Source organism: Ancylomarina salipaludis (genome assembly GCF_004122035.1).
GTDB classification, from domain to species: domain Bacteria; phylum Bacteroidota; class Bacteroidia; order Bacteroidales; family Marinifilaceae; genus Ancylomarina; species Ancylomarina salipaludis.
Map to the genome: position 1 here is coordinate 40,838 of NZ_SAXA01000012.1, position 20,980 is coordinate 61,817.

13 protein-coding genes are annotated in these 20,980 nt (G+C 36.2%); all 13 read left to right on the forward strand.

The genetic code is table 11. The features are described 5' to 3' along the window. The first annotated feature begins 290 nt into the window (after positions 1-290). Positions 291-1,874 carry a reverse transcriptase domain-containing protein gene (locus EO244_RS12760; protein ID WP_129255071.1) on the forward strand — a complete coding sequence of 528 codons (1,584 nt, stop codon included), beginning with the start codon at positions 291-293 and terminating at the stop codon, positions 1,872-1,874. Between the two features lie 314 nt (positions 1,875-2,188). Then, the gene (locus EO244_RS12765; RefSeq protein ID WP_129255072.1) at positions 2,189-4,597 is read left to right on the forward strand and encodes a TonB family protein; all 2,409 of its coding nucleotides are present in this window, start codon (positions 2,189-2,191) and stop codon (positions 4,595-4,597) included. Positions 4,598-5,401: 804 nt separating this feature from the next. Beyond that, positions 5,402-5,968: an RNA polymerase sigma-70 factor gene (locus tag EO244_RS12770; protein WP_164977492.1), complete on the forward strand. Its 567-nt coding sequence runs from the start codon at positions 5,402-5,404 to the stop codon at positions 5,966-5,968. 225 nt (positions 5,969-6,193) lie between these two features. Beyond that, a complete protein-coding gene (locus EO244_RS12775; protein WP_129255074.1) occupies positions 6,194-7,393 on the forward strand; it encodes a FecR family protein in 1,200 nt (399 codons plus the stop codon). 166 nt (positions 7,394-7,559) lie between these two features. After that, complete coding sequence (locus EO244_RS12780) at positions 7,560-11,075, forward strand: SusC/RagA family TonB-linked outer membrane protein (protein WP_164977493.1); 3,516 nt, start codon at positions 7,560-7,562, stop codon at positions 11,073-11,075. Positions 11,076-11,094: 19 nt separating this feature from the next. Next, positions 11,095-12,585 (forward strand): RagB/SusD family nutrient uptake outer membrane protein, encoded by a 1,491-nt coding sequence (locus EO244_RS12785; protein WP_129255076.1) that lies wholly within the window; start codon positions 11,095-11,097, stop codon positions 12,583-12,585. A gap of 281 nt (positions 12,586-12,866) precedes the next feature. Beyond that, on the forward strand, positions 12,867-14,000 hold the full coding sequence (locus EO244_RS12790) for a TlpA disulfide reductase family protein (RefSeq protein WP_129255077.1): 1,134 nt from the start codon (positions 12,867-12,869) through the stop codon (positions 13,998-14,000). 3 nt (positions 14,001-14,003) lie between these two features. Beyond that, complete coding sequence (locus EO244_RS12795; RefSeq protein WP_129255078.1) at positions 14,004-15,365, forward strand: redoxin family protein; 1,362 nt, start codon at positions 14,004-14,006, stop codon at positions 15,363-15,365. 303 nt (positions 15,366-15,668) lie between these two features. After that, positions 15,669-16,112, forward strand: a complete 444-nt coding sequence (locus tag EO244_RS12800) for a MarR family winged helix-turn-helix transcriptional regulator (protein WP_164977494.1) — start codon at positions 15,669-15,671, stop codon at positions 16,110-16,112. Beyond that, on the forward strand, positions 16,109-17,413 hold the full coding sequence (locus tag EO244_RS12805) for a serine hydrolase (protein WP_129255080.1): 1,305 nt from the start codon (positions 16,109-16,111) through the stop codon (positions 17,411-17,413). The genes EO244_RS12800 and EO244_RS12805 overlap by 4 nt, the downstream gene beginning before the upstream one ends. Positions 17,414-17,535: 122 nt before the next feature. Beyond that, positions 17,536-18,963, forward strand: coding sequence for a serine hydrolase (locus EO244_RS12810; protein WP_129255081.1), 1,428 nt, complete (start codon positions 17,536-17,538; stop codon positions 18,961-18,963). A 196-nt stretch (positions 18,964-19,159) separates the two neighbouring features. After that, positions 19,160-19,726: an RNA polymerase sigma factor gene (locus EO244_RS12815; protein WP_129255082.1), complete on the forward strand. Its 567-nt coding sequence runs from the start codon at positions 19,160-19,162 to the stop codon at positions 19,724-19,726. Positions 19,727-19,800: 74 nt separating this feature from the next. Next, positions 19,801-20,940, forward strand: coding sequence for a FecR family protein (locus EO244_RS12820; RefSeq protein WP_129255083.1), 1,140 nt, complete (start codon positions 19,801-19,803; stop codon positions 20,938-20,940). Positions 20,941-20,980 lie beyond the last annotated feature (40 nt).

The window sequence follows — 20,980 nt, forward strand, 5'->3', positions numbered from 1 at the left end:
TTTATGAAAAGTACACATTAGTGTTCCACGCGCAGACTTTGGCTGACGTGTGAAGAGAAATTCCAATTTCACAAATCTGAGCCCCTGTGACTATCAGTTGCATGAGCAGAAGAGTGATCGGAAGGATCTTAAGTTCTGTCATTGTTGATACTATTATATTTATTGGTGTTAGCAAAGTTACAAACTTTATTCTATCAATGAGTGGCGTTGTGTATTGCGAAAGCAAGAAGCAACTTCAGGATTGTATCTGCCAATAGGTAAGCCACGACCGGCTTTAATTTTTTATTATTATGGAAGATGAATGGTTAAAATTTAAAAAGTACCCACATATTGGCAGACCTTTAACTAGACATAAAGATTTTGCTTGGATAAAGAGTTATGTGACTAATCCTGAGAAAATAACGAATCATAAATTCGTGCCATTACTTCATAGAACTCTAAGTCAAAGAAAGTACCGACCAGCAAAAAACGCACCTAAAAATAGAAATGGAAAGCGTCAACGGTCTATAGGTGATAAAAAGCAAAGACATATATATTTCCCCTCACATTTAGATTCGATAATATATGGCTACTACAGTCATTTACTTACAAAAGAATATGAAAAATATTTAGAAGATAAACCATATGGTTCAGTAGCTGTTGCGTATAGGAAAATACCATTAGATAATGGAAAGAGTGGAAACAAATCTAATATTGAATTTGCATTTGAAGCTATTGATTTCGTAGAAAAGAACAAAAATCGAAAGCTTTCGATAATTGTTGCTGACGTTACTTCTTTTTTTGATAATCTTGATCATCGTTTATTACATAAACAATGGAAATACATTCTAGAAACCAATAGTCTGCCAGATGATCATTATGCTGTTTATAAGAATCTAGTGTCTAAGAAGTATGTTAATGAAAATGAATTGTTCAAGCGTTTTCAGGATAAACTTATAATTGAACGCTATAAACCTCATGATACATCTCAAAAAGAACTTAAGCGAAAACATGTAAGTAAAATTTACAATATGCGACATGAGAATGTTGTAGCTTTTTGTAATAATGATGAGTTTTTTGATGAAGCAACAGATCTTATTAGAGTTGAAAAACCATTTAAAAGTTTGATAAGAAAATCACTCAGTAAGGATGAAATAAAAGGGATTCCACAAGGTACACCTATTAGTGCGACACTCGCAAACATCTATATGTTAGATTTTGACGAGAGAGTATATGAGGCCGTAAGTGAACCCTCAAAAAATGCCTATTATCAGCGTTATAGTGATGATTTAATTATTGTATGTGATCGTGAAGATGAAAATTACTTTTATCAATTAATTAAAGACGAAATAGAAGTTAAAGCTAATCTTAATATACAGAAGGAAAAAACTAATATTTATCGTTATGAACTCAATCAAAATTCTAAATTTGAAGGAGGTATTGTGTTAAATGATATCGTTGATTATAACAGGCAACTAGAATATTTAGGTTTTATGTATGACGGGCAGAAAGTTCGCGTTAAAACTGCAGGTTTTTCCAAATTCTACAGAACAATGAAAAGGTCTTTTAGGAGAGGTGCCCATTTTGCTAAAAAGGCATATACTCCATCAGATTCTTTATTTGAAACTCGTTTATATAAGAGGTTTACTCATGTAGGATCTAAACGACGTTTAAAATGGTTGCCTGATCCTGGAAGTCCTACAGGATATAGTCGTTCATCTCAATATGATTGGGGAAACTTTATTAGTTATTTAAATAAGGCCAATATGGTTATGAAAGAAATTAATAAAGATGATACCATTCTAAAACAATACAGTAAAGTTTGGAACAGATTTCATGAGATAAAGAGACAAACTTACAACGAAATAAATGTTTTGAAAAAAAATGCTCACTAGCACAAACTTGTAGCTCGTGCTCAGCAAAAGCAGAAAATGTATCAGCTTTAATTAATCTCTACATATTGGAAGCAGTAGAGATTTTACCTCATTGTTTTAATAAGCACCACCGCCGGTGCACGATTAGCTTCGCTGAGCTCCCTTCGGGCGGTTTCATCGTGTTCCACTGTTCTACAAAACATTAAACAAAAGAAGTTCTGGTTAGTATCTAGGTAGTCTATGTTAAATAATCTTAATTGAAATTTAACTTAAGTTTAATATGCCTATATTGATTTTAGATACTATTAAAATCAATACAAACGAACACCGAATTTATGACAAAAGGAAACATTTACATCAGAATTTGTACTATTTTATTTGGATTGTTGGTTGCGTTTTCATCCTATGCAGACCAGAAAATTAGATCAAAAGACAAAAGTTTATCACCCTATTTTATGATCCTCACTAACGAAGGGGAAGTGGCAAGTCTGCCTTTGAAATCGACCCAGGTTGATGTGGATATATCGGGTGTGATAGCCGATGTAAATGTGAAACAGGTGTATACCAATACCGGAAAGACTACCATTGAGGCTATCTATGTGTTTCCTGCATCGACTCGTGCGGCGGTTTATGATATGCTGATGCAGGTGGATGACAGGCAAATACGCGCCAAGATTGAGGAGAAGAAGAAAGCTCGTAAGATGTATGATCAAGCCAAGCGTGAGGGCAGAACTTCGTCCTTGCTTGAGCAGGAGCGAACCAACGTTTTTAAGATGAAGGTCGCTAATATTCTGCCTGGTGCTACCGTGGAGGTCGATATGTCGTATACCGAATTGCTTGTGCCTACCGACAAGGTTTACGAGTTTGTTTACCCTACCGTGGTTGGTCCCCGTTATGTGAACCGGGACGAAAGAGGCAACAAGGCTGCTGAAGAATGGACCAACAATCCTTTCCTGGAAGAAGGGGTGAAAGCCACGTCCACACTTGACATTAATGTTGGGCTTTCAACGGGTGTTCCCATTAAGGAAATACGATGCGAAACACATAAAAACAAGCTAAGTTATTTAAGTAAGTCGCAAGCCAATTTAAAACTTAATGAACCTGAGGGGGGCAATCGTGATTTCATTATGCAATACCGCTTGGCAGGCCATGCCATTGAGTCGGGTATCCTTACTTATAGCGAGCCCAATGGAGATAATTATTTTCTTGCTATGATGCAGCCGCCTCAAAGACCTTTGGCAAAGGAAATTCCTGCACGAGAATACGTTTTTATCATCGATATTTCAGGTTCTATGAATGGATTTCCTTTGGATATATCAAAGCAGATTATGAGAAAGCTATTGGGACAGCTTGATGAGAAAGATCTGTTTAATATCGTCCTTTTTGCAGGTGGCTCTGAAACTTTTGCTGAAAAATCGATGCCTGTAAATGAAGAAAATATATTTAAGGCTCTTACTTTTATAGATCATCAGCATGGTTGGGGTGGAACGGAGTTGCTTCAAGCACTTAATACGGCTATGAGCCTTAATGGTAGTGAGAACTATTCCCGTTCCTTTGTGATCCTGACGGATGGTTATGTGTCAGTTGAAAAAGAAACCTACGATTATATTCGCAAGCATCTGGGCAATGCCAACTTCTTTTCTTTTGGGATTGGCAGTAGTGTCAACCGGGGGATTATCGAGGGTATGGCACATGTTGGTTATGGCGAGCCCTTTATTGCTGTCAATAAGGCCGAAGGTAGTGAACTGGCTGATAAGTTTATCAAGTATGTTTCCAATCCTGTGCTCACCAATATCACCTACGATTTTAAGGGTATTGAAGCTTATGATGTTTTGCCCAAGCATATCCCTGATCTTTTTGCCGAAAGACCGCTGATTATTACAGGTAAGTATAAGGGAAAGGCGAAGGGAAGCCTAAGTATTAAGGGGCTGTTTGGGAATACCGCTTTTGCAAGTGAGCTAAGCATTAACAAGACGCCTTCATCCAAAGAGAAAGCCCTAAGGTATTTATGGGCTCGGGAGAAAATTCGCTTGTTGGCAGATTATCACGACTTGGATAGAAACGACGAGGCGAAACAGGAAATTATTGGTCTGAGTAAGCAATACAATCTTTTAACTGAATTTACCTCCTTTATTGCCATCGATTCTGTTGTGTCTAATAAGGGAGGTGAGCAAATGTCCATAAAGCAAGCTACACCACTTCCTAAGGGTGTTAGCAATATGGCCGTTGGGGGAGGCGGAGCACCCCTCAGTAGCCAACCGGGAGTATATCCACCACCACCAGCACTTAAAGTTGCCAATGTTATGAACATCATTGATAATGATGAGTCTATAGATGAAGAATTGGAAATTATGGATTCCGAGGCTGATATGGTTGAATATGGAGAAGTTGTGGTTGTTGAAGAAGAGGAAGAAGAGGACGAAGAACAAATTATTTTTGTTGTTGAGGTCATGCCCGAATTCCCTGGGGGGACTGATGCCCTTTTGAAATATCTGGCACAGAATGTGAAATATCCTGAAGAGGCAAGAAAAATGAAGATTCAAGGACGGGTTTATGTTGGATTTGTTGTTGATATCAATGGGGATATTATTGATGTTAGAATTCAAAGAGGTGTACATTCTCTGCTCGATGCTGAAGCGCTTCGTGTTATTAAAGCCATGCCAAAGTGGAAACCGGGTCAGCAAAGAGGCAAGCCTGTTCGTGTGAACTATACCATACCTATTAATTTTTATCTTAATAGCTAGCTGTCCGATCAGTTACTCTGATTGTAACATATAAAAGCTGTCCTTTTATTTGAAAGGGCAGCTTTTCTTTTTAGTTAGTGAAGTGGATTCTAGTTTTGAGTATTCGTTCTTTAATTTTTTGTTTCTGAGCTAAAGAGTGGATTGATTTGCATAAGTTGGGTTGCCTCCGTTATCGCTTGATTAGCTTCGCGAGCTCCACTTCGTTTCGGTTGTATCGCGTTCCTTAATAAAAAGATAAAAGCCAGAGGAAAGGATTGATTTTATCGAACTTTGTTTCGTGTGTTAGCGGATGAGGGTGTTTTTTTTTTCCTGATAAAATGACTTGTTTTTATGATGAGTGATGTGAAATCTGACGTTCACTTTTCTGAAAAGGCATCAATTTGATTACGCAAGGGCTAAAACGGCTGGCCTTTTAATTTGCCCTTTTTCAAAAAAAACGAACTATGGACTCACCCCCTTTCAATTTTGACTTGTTTTAGGATTAGAATTTTTAGTTAGTAGGTGATAGGGCAGAGTCCTGTATAGAGGCGTTTGATGGTTAGGTTTATTATTTTTGTATCATCTTCTTTGGTCGGATCAGGTTTTATGAAATGTAAAACGTCTTTTTGGATTCTGCCCTTTTTCTTTTTTGCAAAAGCCATCCTTTGGTATTCTTACCTTTATTAGCAGACTTGCGATAATTAAAACACCTCATTCAATACATCTAAACAGAGTGAAGTATTTTTGATGGAATTCACCAATCTTTTGTATTATCGTCCGAAAAAAATATCTTTAAGCCATTCTAATCGACCCTTAAACCCAAATATGTTTACCTCACAAGACTTTGACTTATTTCGCAAAGGCGACAGACAAGCTTTCAAATGTATTTTTGATACGTTTTATAAAGCCTTGTTGATTTTTGCAAAAAAATATGTGCAGGACAATGATTTGGCTGAAGATTTGGTGCAAGAGGTTTTGGTGAAACTATGGGAAAAGAGACGTACGATAGAGGATGCTTCAACTATAAAAGCGTTCTTGTACATGAGTGTGAAGAATAAAGCCCTGAATCATTTACGTCATCAAAAAGTTATTAATGCTCATCAGAAAGAAATATTGCAAGATAAATCGAATGAGCTTTTTTTTAAGAATCACTTGATTGAGGAGGAAACCTACCGTTTGCTGATACAGGCTATTGAAAGTTTGCCCGAGCAAACCCGAAAGGTTTGTGCTTTGAGTATGAATGGGGCTAAGAATGCACAAATTGCGGAAGAACTCGACTTATCAACCAGTACCGTAAAATACCACAAAAATCAGGCTTTAAGCATTTTGCGAGAACGCCTAAAGAATCAACTATTCCTGTTGCCTTTATTGGCTTATCTTCTCGATTTATAAAATACCCATCATAAAGAGTTTCATCCTCAGAAGAAGGTTAATTATTGACTTTCTATTTCAGTAATGCCCCTCGTTTCTTCTTTGTTTTATCCTCTTAAAAATCCTAACTTTCAGAGAGTAGCTGAATGTTAAAGGTTTAATTCCGGATTTTTTCAGGAAAAAAAATGATTCCTCACTGTCCTTTTCTTTGGCTCGGGTGTATTATAAGTACAAAAGCCAATTAAAATGATGAGCACGACCAAAGCACATATCAAAATATCAAAACTGATTTACAAGGAGAAAAGCAATCTCTTGAGTATTTCGGAAACCGATTTTCTAAACGCCTGGAAAAATGAATCCGAACAAAACAGGTCTATCTACGAAAGACTAAGTGAGGATTTGGATCTCGATTCCAAAAAAAAGGAATACAATCAAATTGATTCGGAACAAGCCTGGAAAAAATTGGAACCACAATTAAAATCGGAAACAAAGGTTAGAACCCTGTTTAAAGAGTTTGTACGCTATGCAGCTGTACTGATTTTACCTTTGGCCATAGGCGGTTATTTGGTTTATAATGCTATTGATTCGGTGGAGACTTACGAAGAAGTTTTGGTAGACAATATCACTCCGGGCACACAGAAAGCAACTTTGATTTTGTCCAATGGCGAGACAATAGATCTTGAAGATCAGCAGAATCGGTTGATAACAACCACAGAGGGTGATCAGTTAAAAAACAGCGACCATAAACTCTCTTATGACAGTGAACACTTGGCCGAGATGAAAATAAAATGGCATCGTTTGCTTGTACCTAAAGGCGGAGAGTATCAACTTCAGTTGTCCGATGGAACGCAAGTTTGGCTAAACTCTGATTCCGAATTAAAATACACCGATAGATTTATTGGGAAAGATCGAATTGTGTATCTCAAAGGAGAGGCCTATTTCGATGTGGCAAAGGATAAGGAACATGCCTTTATTGTACAAACCAATAGGATGGATGTTAAGGTTTATGGTACCGAGTTTAATGTGATGGCTTATGACGATGAAGAATTAACACAAACAACGCTTGTTGAGGGAAGTGTTGGTGTTCATCTGAAAAATGAAAGTGGAATTGTTGAAAAGATGATGCTGGAACCTAATATGCAGGTTGCTTACAATAAGGGTACTCTGAAAGGTGAGCTCCGAACAGTTAAGACCAGTTTGTATACCGGATGGAAAGATGGACGATTCCAATTTAATGACGAAGATCTGGGAAGTATCATGCGAAAGCTTTCGCGTTGGTATAATGTGAAGGTTTTCTTCCAGAATCCTTCAATTCAAAATATACGCTTTACAGGTGAAATGAAACGTTTTGAGGATTTTTCAACCATTCTCAACTTGTTGGAACTGGGATCTAATGTTGAGTTTGAAATAAAAGGAGATGTATTAACTGTTAACCAAAAAATATAATAGAACCTAAAAAGAAAACCCGAAAAATGCGACAACACTTTTCGGGCAGTTAAAAGAATACATGCGGTATTCTTAATTTAACCTTAATCATTACAAATTTATGAAAAAAAACTGGAATTGTCACTTCCTTCCGACGAGGGGGAAATGGCTGAAAAGCTACTGGCTTATGAGGAATTTTATTATTCTGTTTTTTGCACTCAACCTAAGTGCTTTGGCTAACGGACTTTCACAGGAGGTTTCTTTAGCCCGATATAAGCAAGCGACCTTAATTGAGGTGTTTGAAGATATCAAAGTACAAACGGGTTACGGAATTCTTTACAAGATACAGGATATTAATCCTGATATCAGAGTGAATATGAATGTGGAAAACACAAGTGTGCAGGAAATTTTGGGCGATGTGCTGGAAGGAACGGATCTGGATTATAAAGTGCAGGATGAAGTGATTGTGATATTTAAAGCTGAGAAAAGTAATCAGCCTAAAGTAACAGATCGTAAACAGGAAAAGAGAGGGCTTAAAGGAACCGTAACCGATGCCGATGGGAATACTTTGCCAGGTGTTTCGGTTGTGGTAAAAGGAACAACAAGTGGGGTGGCTACTGATATTGATGGGAATTATACCATACAATTTGAAGATGATCATGCAGTATTGGTCTTTTCATTTGTGGGGATGATATCCCAAGAAGTCGAATATAAAGGACAAAAGGTTTTGAATATTGTGTTGTTTGAAGATGCGGAGACTTTGGGAGAGGTCGTTGTTACGGGGTATCAGACCATATCGAAAGAAAGGGCAACAGGTAGTTTTAATTTGGTGTCTAAAGAACAAATAGACAAACCTAGCACGAATATAGGAACTCGTTTGATTGGTAATGTGTCCGGAATTCAGGGCACAGTAGATGAAGAAGGAAATCCAACTTTTGAGATTCGTGGTAAAAGTAGTTTGTTTGCAAACGCAAGACCTCTGATTGTGGTAGATGGTTTCGCCATTGAAGGGGATTTCTCATCTATTAACCCCAATGATGTAGAAAGTGTAACTGTTCTGAAAGATGCTTCGGCGGCTTCAATTTGGGGAGCTCGTTCTGCAAATGGAGTCATTGTAGTGACTACAAAAAGTGGGAAGAACCTGAAAAAAGGCGAATTAAAAGTGTCAATAAATTCTTTTGTCAAATTTTCGCCTAAGCCTGACCTCGATTATCTGTTGAATAGAGCTTCTTCTGAAGATGTTGTTGCTTATGACAAAATGTCTTTTGGTAAATGGGGGGCAGGGAAAGTGATTGACCAGGAAATGTCGGTTACGGCTAATTTAACAGCAGGGAAAGTTGCTTTAAATGAGCATAATTTAGGCTATTTATCAGATGAAGAGCTTGATGCTATTCTTAATAAATATGCCTCACAAAATAATCAAAAACAGATAGAAGACCATCTGATGAAAAATCCTTTTATTCATCAGCATAACTTGGAAATTTCCTCTGCATCTGAGAAGTTTAATAATAGTCTGTCCATCATGTATGAGGGCAATCAGTCTTATTTAAAAGGTAGGGATAAAAAGAGAGTTCTGATTAATTATCGAAATAGTGCTCGCGTTTTTGAATGGCTCGATTTTAATTTTGGAGCCATGTATGGGTATAGACAATCTTCTAACAATGCTTCTTTGGCAGACATTAAGAAGATTGCTCCCTATGATATGCTATTGGACGAATCGGGTAATCGTCTTCCTGTTTACAAAGGAATATATATGCCAAATTTTAATCGTTATTGGCCGAAAGAAAGCTTTCCTTATTCTGATTTGACTTATAATCCGATTACAGAATTGGAAAATACAGATTATACAAATAAGGAAGTTCAAACAAGGTTTCAGGGAGCTTTGATTTTTAAGCCTTTTGAGGGGTTGAAATTTAATTCTCAAATTCAATATGAGAGTTTTAATAATTCAAATAAAAACATTTTAGGAGATGGTACTTATGCTGTCAGAAATGAAATTGATTATTATACTCATTGGAACCGGGCAGATAATACATTCACCCAGAATATTCCCAATGGTGATTTCCTGGATCAGAATAGGCATGAAACCGGAAGTTTAACATTTCGAAATCAATTGAATTTTGATCGATCATTTGGAAAACATGCGATCAATGCCATCGCAGGTATGGAATTTAATAAAAAAGTCACCAAAACATTTACTGAACCAAGAGTTTACGGCTATGATGATGATAAATTATCAGTGGGCGTTTTGCCTAATGGTTTAGGCAGTTATACCAATAATAATTTGGCGATTTATAGTTGGTATGGATACAAAACAAGCATATACAAAAATAAGATTCATCAATTTGGGTATATGACCGATAAATACGTGTCTGCTTATTTTAATGCAGCTTATACGTATGACGACAAATATACAATTTCGGGAAGTGCTCGAACGGATGCTTCAAATTTAATAACTGATGATCCCGCTTATCGCTATTCACCTTTTTGGTCAATTGGGGGAGGTTGGCAAATCTCAAAAGAGAACTTTTTGAAGGATGTGATGTGGGTAGATCGATTGGCATTGCGTGCTACCTATGGTTACAATGGAAATGTTGACCGTTCTACTTCTTTCTTGCCTTTAATAAGTATGTATCCGACTAATAATATCTACACAAATGAGCCATATGCTCGTATATCAAGTTATGGAAATCCAACTTTACGATGGGAAAAAACCGGTACTCTGGACTTAGGGATTGATTATTCGTTATTTAAAGGGAAGTTCTTTGGTAAAGTGGATGTCTACCATAAATCAGCAAAAGATCTTGTAGCAAGTGTTTCCATTCCTGCAGTTAATGGTGTTGCATCGCAAAAGATGAATGTGGCCGACATGATCAATAAAGGAATTGAGATTGAAGTTGGAACCAGATTGCCAATCTCAGGAAACAAGCTGGCTTTTTATGGCAACTTAAATGTATCGTATAACCAGAATAAAGTAACGAAACTTTATAATGCCAAATTTGGTCACTCCGATTTGTTGCCTTGGAATGGGTCAACTGCAAGCACATCTTATGTAGAAGGTAAAAATGCCAATACGATTTATGGCAGTCATTATGCCGGCATGCATAATATGGGGACAGAAACAAACCCAAATATGCAACCACAAATAATTGGTAAAGATGGCACATTGTATGGGTTTGGAACCTGGCCTGCCGATGATGTGATGAATTATGCTTATGCTCAGGGAACAACAGTGGCTCCATGGGTGATGGGCTTTTCATTTGGATTTAAAATTCACGATTTTGATCTGTCTTGTATTATGACAGGTAAATTTGGGCATGTGTTTAGAAGAACCTCATACAACTATAACGAATTGATTCCAAATTCAAGATTCTCAGAGGTGTTAAATGCTGATTCGGATGAAATGATGCCACTGCCTCAGAACGATAATGAAAGCCGCTACTATTTTTGGGATCGTTTTTGGAAATCCTTTTCCTACCTGACAGAAAGTGCTAATCATGTGAGGATGCAGGAAGTGAATTTAACCTATAATCTTCCTTCTAAGTTTTTAAAGAAAACAGGTTTGGAAAGTGTGAAAATTTATTCGCAGGTTAATAATGTGTTTTCAATATATGCTAATAAGTATAACGAAGATCCGGAGTATCCTTTGGGTTCATATAAACCCAAAGCTCAATTTACTTTTGGAATTAATGTTGGGTTTTAACTGATAAAATGATAAACAAATGAAAAAATACATATATATATTGTTTGTTATGAACGTCCTTTGGGGATGCGATTCATATTTGGAGGAGGCGCCTTCAAAGTCAACAAACTTGCCACTTGAGACCATAGAACAGCTGGATGCTTTACTTGGGAATTACTCTTATTTCTATCAAGATGGAAGTCGAAACGCTGTTTTGTGTACTGATGATTGGGAAGTGTCCAAATCTTTGTATGACGGATACAATGGATCTGCATACCGATCTATGGAAATCGCTCAGGTTTCAACATGGGATGTGGAAAATACAGCCTATGATGGAAGAGAATACCTTTGGAGTGGTGAGTATACTAAAATCTTTTATGCCAATATGGTTTTATATTATTTGGATGCTGTAACCGGATCGGAAGAGCAAAAGGCAGAACTTAAAGCTGAAGCATACTTAATTAAGGCATACAGTTATTGGTTGTTGGTTAATAATTTTTGCTTGCCATACGATGAATCAACAAAGAATGAATTGGGAATATCCTTAAAGAATTCAGTTTCTTTTGAGGAATCGATAGCACGCAGTACTCTTGAAGAGACTTACATTGAGATTGAAAATTGCCTTGAGGAAGCCCTTAAGTTGAAAAGTACAATTGTAAAAGGAGGAACTTTCAGACCTTGGCGAGGAAATTCATCAGCGGCGAAAGCATTTGCTGCACGCTATTATTTAAGTGTGAATAACTATACGAAAGCCTTGCAATATGCCAATGCCGCTTTAGGTGAATATTCCGAACTATTCGATTACAATAGCGAAATGGCATTTTATGAGTCAACCGTAACTGTGAACAATGAAGAGGTCGAGGTAAATTACCCTGATACATATAATTTTACCACTTCGGATATTCTTTCATACAAAGAATTCTATTACGCCAGAGTGTCTTATCACGGCTACGCATGGTATGTCCCAAGTCAAACATTAATGGGCTTGTACGATAAGGATACAGATTTAAGATACAAGTATAATTTTGTGGAAAATTATTCCTATACTCGTGATCGAACTGGAATCAGTTATCCCGGATACGTTGCTATGGGAATGTATAATATCCCTTCCGGACCAACCACTTCTGAAATGATTTTGATAAAAGCCGAAGCCATGGCCAGAACCGGCAATTGGCAGGATGCCATGAATGTGTTGGAGCAATTACGTATAAAGAGAATCGATTCGAACAAGTATGTTGAGTTGACTGCCAATTCACAAGAAGAAGCGGTTAAACTTATTATGAAGGAAAGAAGAATAGAAAGACCATTTGTTTTCACATGGTACGATTACAGACGTTACAATACGAACGAAGTAGATTACGATGATGTGAATCTGTCAAGAGAGTTTTATCCTTATAACAGTTCAACGGTGTTGAATGGAGAACCTCTTGTAACCTATGAACTAAAAAAAGGGGACAGAAAATGGGCCAGACCAATTCCAAATACTGAAGTAGAGTCAAGTTTAGGCGAAATCAAACAAAACACTTATTAGAAAGAAAAAGTTCGGTAGTTCTCGGTTTTTCTACCAATGGAGTTCTACCGAACTCATGCTACTGTATCATTAATGATATGGCAGCAAATGGGATTGTTCTGCTTTTTTTAATAGGCTGCTAAACTATTGTCTGGTAAGGACATTTTAGAATCCAAATTTACCTGGTCGTCTTCCTTAACGGGACGTTAATTAAAACGACTATGGTATTCTTCAAATCGATCATGCAGGCTTTGACTATCGTTTGTAATTGATCAGGTATATAATCATTGAATTTATTAATTATGCAACGAAAGTATCTTAGACAATTAGTGCTACCATTTGTTTTCATTTGTTTTTATTCTTGTAACAAAAAAAGTCCTTGTATAGAAGGAACCATCTCTGGTGAGAACTGGGAGAAAATTTATTTATATTCTGAAAGTCGTAAGGAACCATTAGATTCAGCTGTTGTTAGAGATGATCGGTTTAAAATAGATACGAAAAATCTGAAAAGCCAAATCTGTTATATCGGAAGGGATAGGAATACCGTACCATTATTTATTGTTCCTGCTCCCATTAAAGCATCATTAGATATTACCAACGGAAAGATTTCAATGGAAGTGTCCGGATCTCCTGAGCATGTCATGTTTGAAGAGTTTAATAAGGGTTTGAGAGAATCAAAAGAGCTGAAAGATTTGAAGTTTTGTGAGGAAAAAATAAAGAAAGCAAAACAAAACAGCAATGATTCATTGAGAGACCAACTAAATAAAGAATGTCGGAGCCTCAGTGACAAATATTGGCAAATGGTTAATCGTAAAACCGAGCAATTGATTGAAAAAAATCAGAATTCTCCTTTTGGTTTATACCTGTTTTATAAACGGTTCGTCTATTTTAAAAACTTCTATACTCAGGAAAAAATTGATGAAATTCGTCATAATTATAAAAGTTTAGGAGCAAAAGCATTAGTGTCACTATGGTCTGAAAAAATTGAACAAACCTTAACACGATTCGAAAACAGCGTTGTTGGGAGAATGGCTCCCGATTTTTCAGGAACCGATACATTAGGGATAACCAAAAGATTGAGTGACTTCAAGGGGAAATACGTTTTGGTTGATTTTTGGGCTAGCTGGTGTTATTGGTGCAGATTGGAAACTCCTTATTTTAAAAAGGCCATCGATTTGTTTGACAAAGATCAATTGGCTGTAGTGGGGGTTTCATTTGATAGTAAAGAAAATAGTTGGAAACAAGCCATTGAAGAAGATGGCAGTCATTGGAATCAATTATTGGTTTCACAAGAGGAGATGAGCCAAATTAAGAATGCTTATGCTTTTAGTGGGATTCCTCATATTATTTTGCTTGATCCTCAAGGAAAGATATTGGCTAGAGAACTCAGAGGAGAAGAAATTATTAATGCAGTACAAAAACACATAGAAAATTAAGATATGAACACACAAAATATGAAATATTATTTAAAGTATATTGCTCTGTTTTTCGTTATTTTTGGATGGGTTGGCTGTGTACAGTCACAAAAGCAAACAGTAAAACTAAAAGGGCAATTGGTAAATTTTGACAAAACGATTAAGATGGGGAGTCAAGATCCACAGGCAATTCTATTAAAGGAAGGAGTGGAGATTCATTTGAGTGATTCCAACCGTTTTGAAATTGAACTAAATCTAAAAAAACCGACTTATTTTAAGTTAGGCAGGAATACATTGTACTTGCAGCCGGGCTATAACCTGGAGGTTTACATTGATAAAGATTATCCTACTCATGCCAAATTTAAGGGGGTTGGAGCTGAACCTAACAGGTATCTTATTTACAAACCTTTTCCAAAAGCAGGCTCTTTTTTACGAGCTGGTCATCTGATAAAATCAAATCGTTCGTATGAATTTATAAAGACAGAAATTGAGAAAAAGATGACTGAATTTATGGATTCGTTAAATGTTTATCAGAATTTGCCTAAAAGTTTTGTAGAATTAGAGAAGACACGAAATTACCTAAGTGCAGCCATCTCTTTTAATGCTTACCCAGGGTATTTGCGTTTTGCAGGTAAATTTAAAAATAAGGAGGAAAGTCAGACTGCTTATGAGTTTGCGGCAGCAAGTGTTAAGGACGATTTTAAAAAGTATGTGGATTTGGCAGGAGCACATCCTGAATATTTGCAGTTGGAAGAGTTTCGTGATGTTGTATTTAAACGGTTATGGAATGAAAAAGACCTAGAGTTTACAGCGGAAATAGACGATTTTATTAAAGCTTATCAAATCATTAATCAATTAGGTTTTCGTGGACCTGTACAGGAAGTGTTGAATGAAAAAGTAAAGCTTGTTCAGGAGTTAAAAACTGATTCTTATAAATCAGTATTGGATAAAGCATTTGAAAAGTACAATACCTTGCTTCCAGGTAAAGACGGCCCTGATTTCCAGATAACTGATTTAATGGGGAAATCGATAAATAAAACAGATTTCAAAGGTAAAATATTAGTCGTTGACCTTTGGGCAACATGGTGTGGACCTTGTAAGGCCGAATCGCCTTATTTCGAAGCATTGGCTAAAGAGTTTGCCTATGATAAGGTTACGTTTATATCAGTTTGTATAGATAGCAAAGAGTCAGTTTGGAGGAAATATCTTGAAAAACATGAAAAAACGTCTTTGCAATACATGGCCGATAGATCAGAGTTTCAAAACTATCTGATTAATGGTATTCCTCGTTTTATGGTATTCGACAAGGATGGGAAAATTATTGATGCCTTTGCACCCCGTCCCTCGGATGAAAAGTTTAAGCAATTGATACAAAGATCTTTGTAAGAAATCGTTTTGATTATTAGAATTTTAGAGTTCATATAATGAATTTTGTTTGTTACCACCTCCAGCTTGGGGGTGGTTTTTTTGTTCACCTAAGTTTAGAAAATTGATTACGATTTTAAAGCCTTATTAAGGTAAGGCTAATGTATGCAATAGGGCTGGTCTTTTAGTTTTTAGTCAGATCAAAAATACATGTTATAAGTTATCCTCTTTAAAATTGCTCCGGTTTAGAACTAACATCTGATTTTAAATTATTATTTGATATATCAAATAAATGCTGTATATTTGTTTGATATGTCAAATAATATGAAATTCAACACACCAACCACCACAGTACTTTACTCAATTGAGGAAACAGTAAAAGCTTACCGTAAATTATGCCAACAGAATATTTCTAAAGTGGTACCTAATATTACGGTAGACCAGGCTTTAATTCTAATTGTTATTGACCGTAATAATATGAGTCAATCTGAAATTGCAGATCTGGTATTTAAAGATTACGCCTCAATGACTCGAATTGTTAAGCTGATGATTGATAAAAATTATTTAAGCAAAGCACTTGATGATCATGACAAGCGAAAAACAAAGTTAAAAATCACTGAACTTGGAAAAGCAATCATAGAAAAATTAAACCCCATGATTGAACTGAACAGAGAAACTGCATTAAATGCTTTAACAGATAAGGAGTTAGAGCAATTGCATAAAATCCTAAGTAAAATCACTCAAAATTGTCAAATCCCCAAGAAATGAAATATTTTACACTTGTAATTTTGTTTATAACAAGCCTGGCCCATTCTCAAAATAAGTCAAAGCTGGAATGTTATATGGATGCTCAGGCGAGCGTTAATCATTTTTCCGGAACTGTATTAATCACAAAAAACGATTCGGTTTTACTCAAAAAAGCCTATGGCTTGGCTGATTATGAATGGCAAATACCCAATACAATAGATACCAAATTTAGTTTAGCCTCTGTTTCAAAACAATTTACCGCTGTAGCTATTTTACAACTCATTGAACAAGGCAAAATTTCTCTTGAAGATAAGCTGACGAAGTATTACCCCAGTTTTCCGAATGGAGACAGGATTACAATCAAAATGATGCTGACTCATAATGCCGGATTTCAAATGGACTATGATGAGTTGTATTTGGCAAAAACATCATTAGATAAAGATTCTGTTGCTAATTATATCATGCAAAAACCGCTTTTGTTTCAACCAGGCACCAAGACAGCCTATAGTAATATTGGCTATTATTTACTTGCTCGCATCATCGAAAACGTTTCGAATCAGACTTATGCGGCTTATCTAAAAACCAACTTATTTAATAAGTCGATGATGCACAATACAGGCATTAGTACAAACGATTCAATCGTATCTAAATTGGCCAAAACGTATTATTTAAAAGACAATAAATTGATAAAGAATCCATATATAAACTGGAATTTTAATATTGGTCACGATGGTGTGTATAGTACCGTTGAGGATTTAGATTTATGGAATAAAGCCTTATTTGAAAGTTCAGTTTTACTCAACGACGCGTCTAAAAGGAAAATGTTTACCTCGTATAATGACCATCATTTTGGATTGGGGTTGTTAATCAATCCTTTTTACAATCACAATCATCAATTAATTGCTCACGATGGTGGTTTTTTTGGAGCGATGACATCCTTTAATAAATTTACGGATGACGGTGTTTTTATCACTGTATTATCCAATAATCAATCTCCGTCATATTTAATTGCTTACGGGCTTGCTGCAATTGTTTTTGATAAGCCCGTTGAACTTCCCTACAAACATATTCCCATCAGTTTAAACCCTACTGTTTATGATGACTACATCGGAAGGTATGAGAATGTTATCATTTTTAAAAAGAATGAAAAACTGTACTATCAGGATGAGGATATTGAATTAATTCCGGAATCTAGAATCAAATTTTTTCGATCAGATAATTCGAACAGAACAATTGAATTTGTTAGAAACGAAAAAGGAAAAGTCGCAGAACTAATAGTCACAAAAGCAGGAGTGAAAGAGATTAAAAAAAGAAACCCATAGGGGCTCCATCTCATAACGAAAATATGAGCGTAAATAATAGAAGGACAAGTTTAAGTGACATCATTGATCTATGACTCATTAACCATTCGATTTTCTGAAAAATAACTTAAAACAAGACCTATATGAAAAAAATAATCTACCTATTAACAGTCGTTGTTTTCTTCTCTTGCACGAATGACAAATCAGTTTTATATCAGGATAGTAAAGTTGCTGAAATCAGCAATTATCTTGACACTTTAGATGGTTTTAGCGGGGTCGTTTTAATTGCCAAAAATGACAGTATTGTGTTTAAAAAGACTTATGGATTTGCTCATTTAGGTCATCGGGTGAAAAATAATACGGAAACAAAATTTACTTATGCCTCAATAGGCAAATCATTTACAGCGGTTGCCATCTTTCAATTGATTCAAGCAGGGAAATTGGCGTTAGATGATCCTATTGGAAAATTTTTTCCCAATTATCCTAATAAAATTGCAAGAGATTCGATTACAATCAGACTGCTCTTGACTCACCGAAGTGGTTTGCCTAATTATTTTGCCACCGAGACGTTTAAGAATACCTCAAAAGACCAATTTAGAAGCATAGAAAGTCTTACGTTTTTGTATGAAAATAAGCCTTTGGAGTTTAAGCCAGATGAAGCGTTTGCCTACAGAAACACAAATTATATTTTATTGGGCAGAATCATTGAAAAAGTAACACAAACATCCTACGAACAGTATATTAAAGACAATGTTTTTTCGCTGGCAAAAATGGAAAATACCGGTAATTTCGACATCGATCATCCTATTAACAATGCTGCTGAAAATTACACTCTTTCTGATACATACCCCAATAAACTTCAGAAGACTTTTTTTATGGGTACCGTTAAAGGCGGTCCCGCAGGTGGCGGTTTCTCAACGCTCAACGACTTGTATCAGTTTGCTACGGCATTCAAAAATAAGCACTTATTAAATGCGAGCTATACGGCTATAATGAAAACGGAACCCGAAAGTGGTTCATACGGGTATGGAATGCAATTTGCCGGAGCAGCGGGGTCTGGTATATACGGACACAGTGGCGGGCATTTTGGTGTCGGGGCTGAATGGCGGGTATTCGAAAAACAAAACTATACCGTAGTTCTTTTAACCAATAAAGATTTGGATCAGGGATTTTTGGATGCTCGTTTTTTTATAGAGAAAACCATTTCAGGGAGCACACCCAAATTAGAGGCTTATTTTTTTACAAAGAAAGTTGTAAAAGCCTGCTTGTATGATGGTGTTGAATACGCCACTAAAATGATGAAGGATTCCAACTCTAAATTATCAGAAATAGACCTCAATGCTAAAGGATATGAAATGATAAAAAGGGGGAATTACCCCAAAGCAATTGAATTGTTTAAACTAGAGACTCTTGCTTTCCCCAATTCTTATGATGCTTACGATTCTCTTGGAGAAGCTTACATGAATAATGGTAATCCCCAAAAGGCAATTAAAAATTATAAAAAGAGTTTAGCTCTAAACTCTGATAACCTTAATGCCAAAGAAAAAATAAAAGAATTGACCAATAGTTAAATGCGATGCTGAAGATATTGTAAATCCCGATGTAAAATTCTAAGTGCTAACTGAATTTAATCGCATGTCGGTTTTCTGTCTTTTTAAATTTGCAGGCCATCCTTTGGGGTGGCTTTTGTTTTATTTTGTCGCCTAAATCTTATATATAGCTTGAAATTTGGCTAAAAATATTCTTTATATATCTTTACGCCGACCTATGAACCTAACTAATGACCATATTCGTCAAATTGCCAAAGGTGATTTGAAATCGTTTAGAGAGATGTATGAAAATATGTTTCACTCTCTGTGTTTATATGGTTACAAAATGATTTCAAATGAGGATGTTGTGGCTGATATTGTGCAGGAAGCTTTCATCACAGTCTGGAATAAACGCGAAGAGTTTAATTCTCTAGTGGGAACTAAATCTTATCTCTATACAGTTGTTCGTAACAATATTTTAAATCATATCCGTGATTTAAGAACGGTATCCATCGAGAATCATTCAGCAAAAGATGTGGAAGATGAGGTGGAATTTAATTCTCAAATATTAAAGGAGGAGTCGTACAAATTGGTGCGGGATGCCGTTAAAAATTTACCCGATCAAACTCGTAAAATCATCAGTCTGACCTTAAATGGCTGTTTAAATCAGGAAATAGCAGACGAATTGGGTATCTCAATCAATTCTGTAAAAACGCTTAAAAAGGCGGGTTATGCCAAGTTGAGGGAGAAACTCCATAAACATGTTTTTGCCCTTCTTTTTATTACGGATATTCTTAATTCGTAAATTTTACAAGAAATTTCATTTTTCACTCACCCGCTTTTCATTTTTCGAGTATATAGGTAAACCAATACTTAAAAATGAAATCAATTAAGACTTATATAGAGCGGGCAAGAATTTGGGCAAAATTGATATTGTCCGATGATTTATCGAATTCAGAACTAAACGATTCGGAGCTCGACGATATACATGATGTTGCATCTGGCAAGTATGAAGTCTGGAGAAATACTCAAGTTAAGAGGTTTAATGAAAAAGCTGTGTGGGCCAATATCGAAAATAAGATTGGGAAGGGGGAGCAGCAGCTGCCTAAGATTATTCGTTTATTAAAGCCGTGGCGTTCGGTGGCGGCCGCTATTTTACTGATGGTATTGGGGGCTGAGTTGTATTTTATTTTCCAGGATTTACAGACTGTAAAAACAGTTGAGGTTCTTCCTGGCGAATCACTTGCCTACCTTCAGGTTGACAATCAAAATAAAATTGATTTGTCTGTACAAGATACCCTACTGCTTTTTTATCAGGTAAATGCTCAGGTCGATTCGGGGCAATTGGTGTACGCTAAGATTGAAGGTGATCTATCTAAAATTGAGACCCACACCATTAATGTGCCTAGCAAAGGTGAGTATTTTGTGCAATTGTCTGATGGGACAAAGGTTTGGATGAATTCGGAATCTTCATTGCGTTTCAAATCAAAGTTCACAGGCAAGCAGCGTGTTGTCGATCTTGTGGGAGAAGCATATTTCGAAGTTGCTAAAAATCCGGACCAACCCTTTATAGTCAGAACAGCTAACACCTTTGTAAAAGTTTTAGGAACGAAGTTTAATGTGAAAGCTTATGCCGATGAAGCTTATACTTATACCACTCTTAATGAAGGGAAAGTGAAGTTGATAATGGATGACAAGCAACAAATAATGGCACCTAATGAACAAGTCGTTTTTGATAAAAAGAATCGTCAGTATACGAAAAAGGTGGTTGATGCTTCAATCTATTCCGCCTGGACAAAGGGCCAATTTGTTTTTAAAGATGAACGATTGGAAGATATTCTCAGCAGTTTGAGCAGGTGGTATGGCGTGAAAGTTTTTTATAAGCATGCACAACAAAAGGAGGAGCGTTTCTCAATCAGTGTAAATCGTTATGATGAAATTCAACCCCTTCTTAATCATATTGAGTTAACAGGAAATATTCATTTGAAAATAAATAAGTCGGCACTAATTGTTGAATAAAAAAATAGGGAGAGTGATACGGCGAATATCCTCCCCCTTG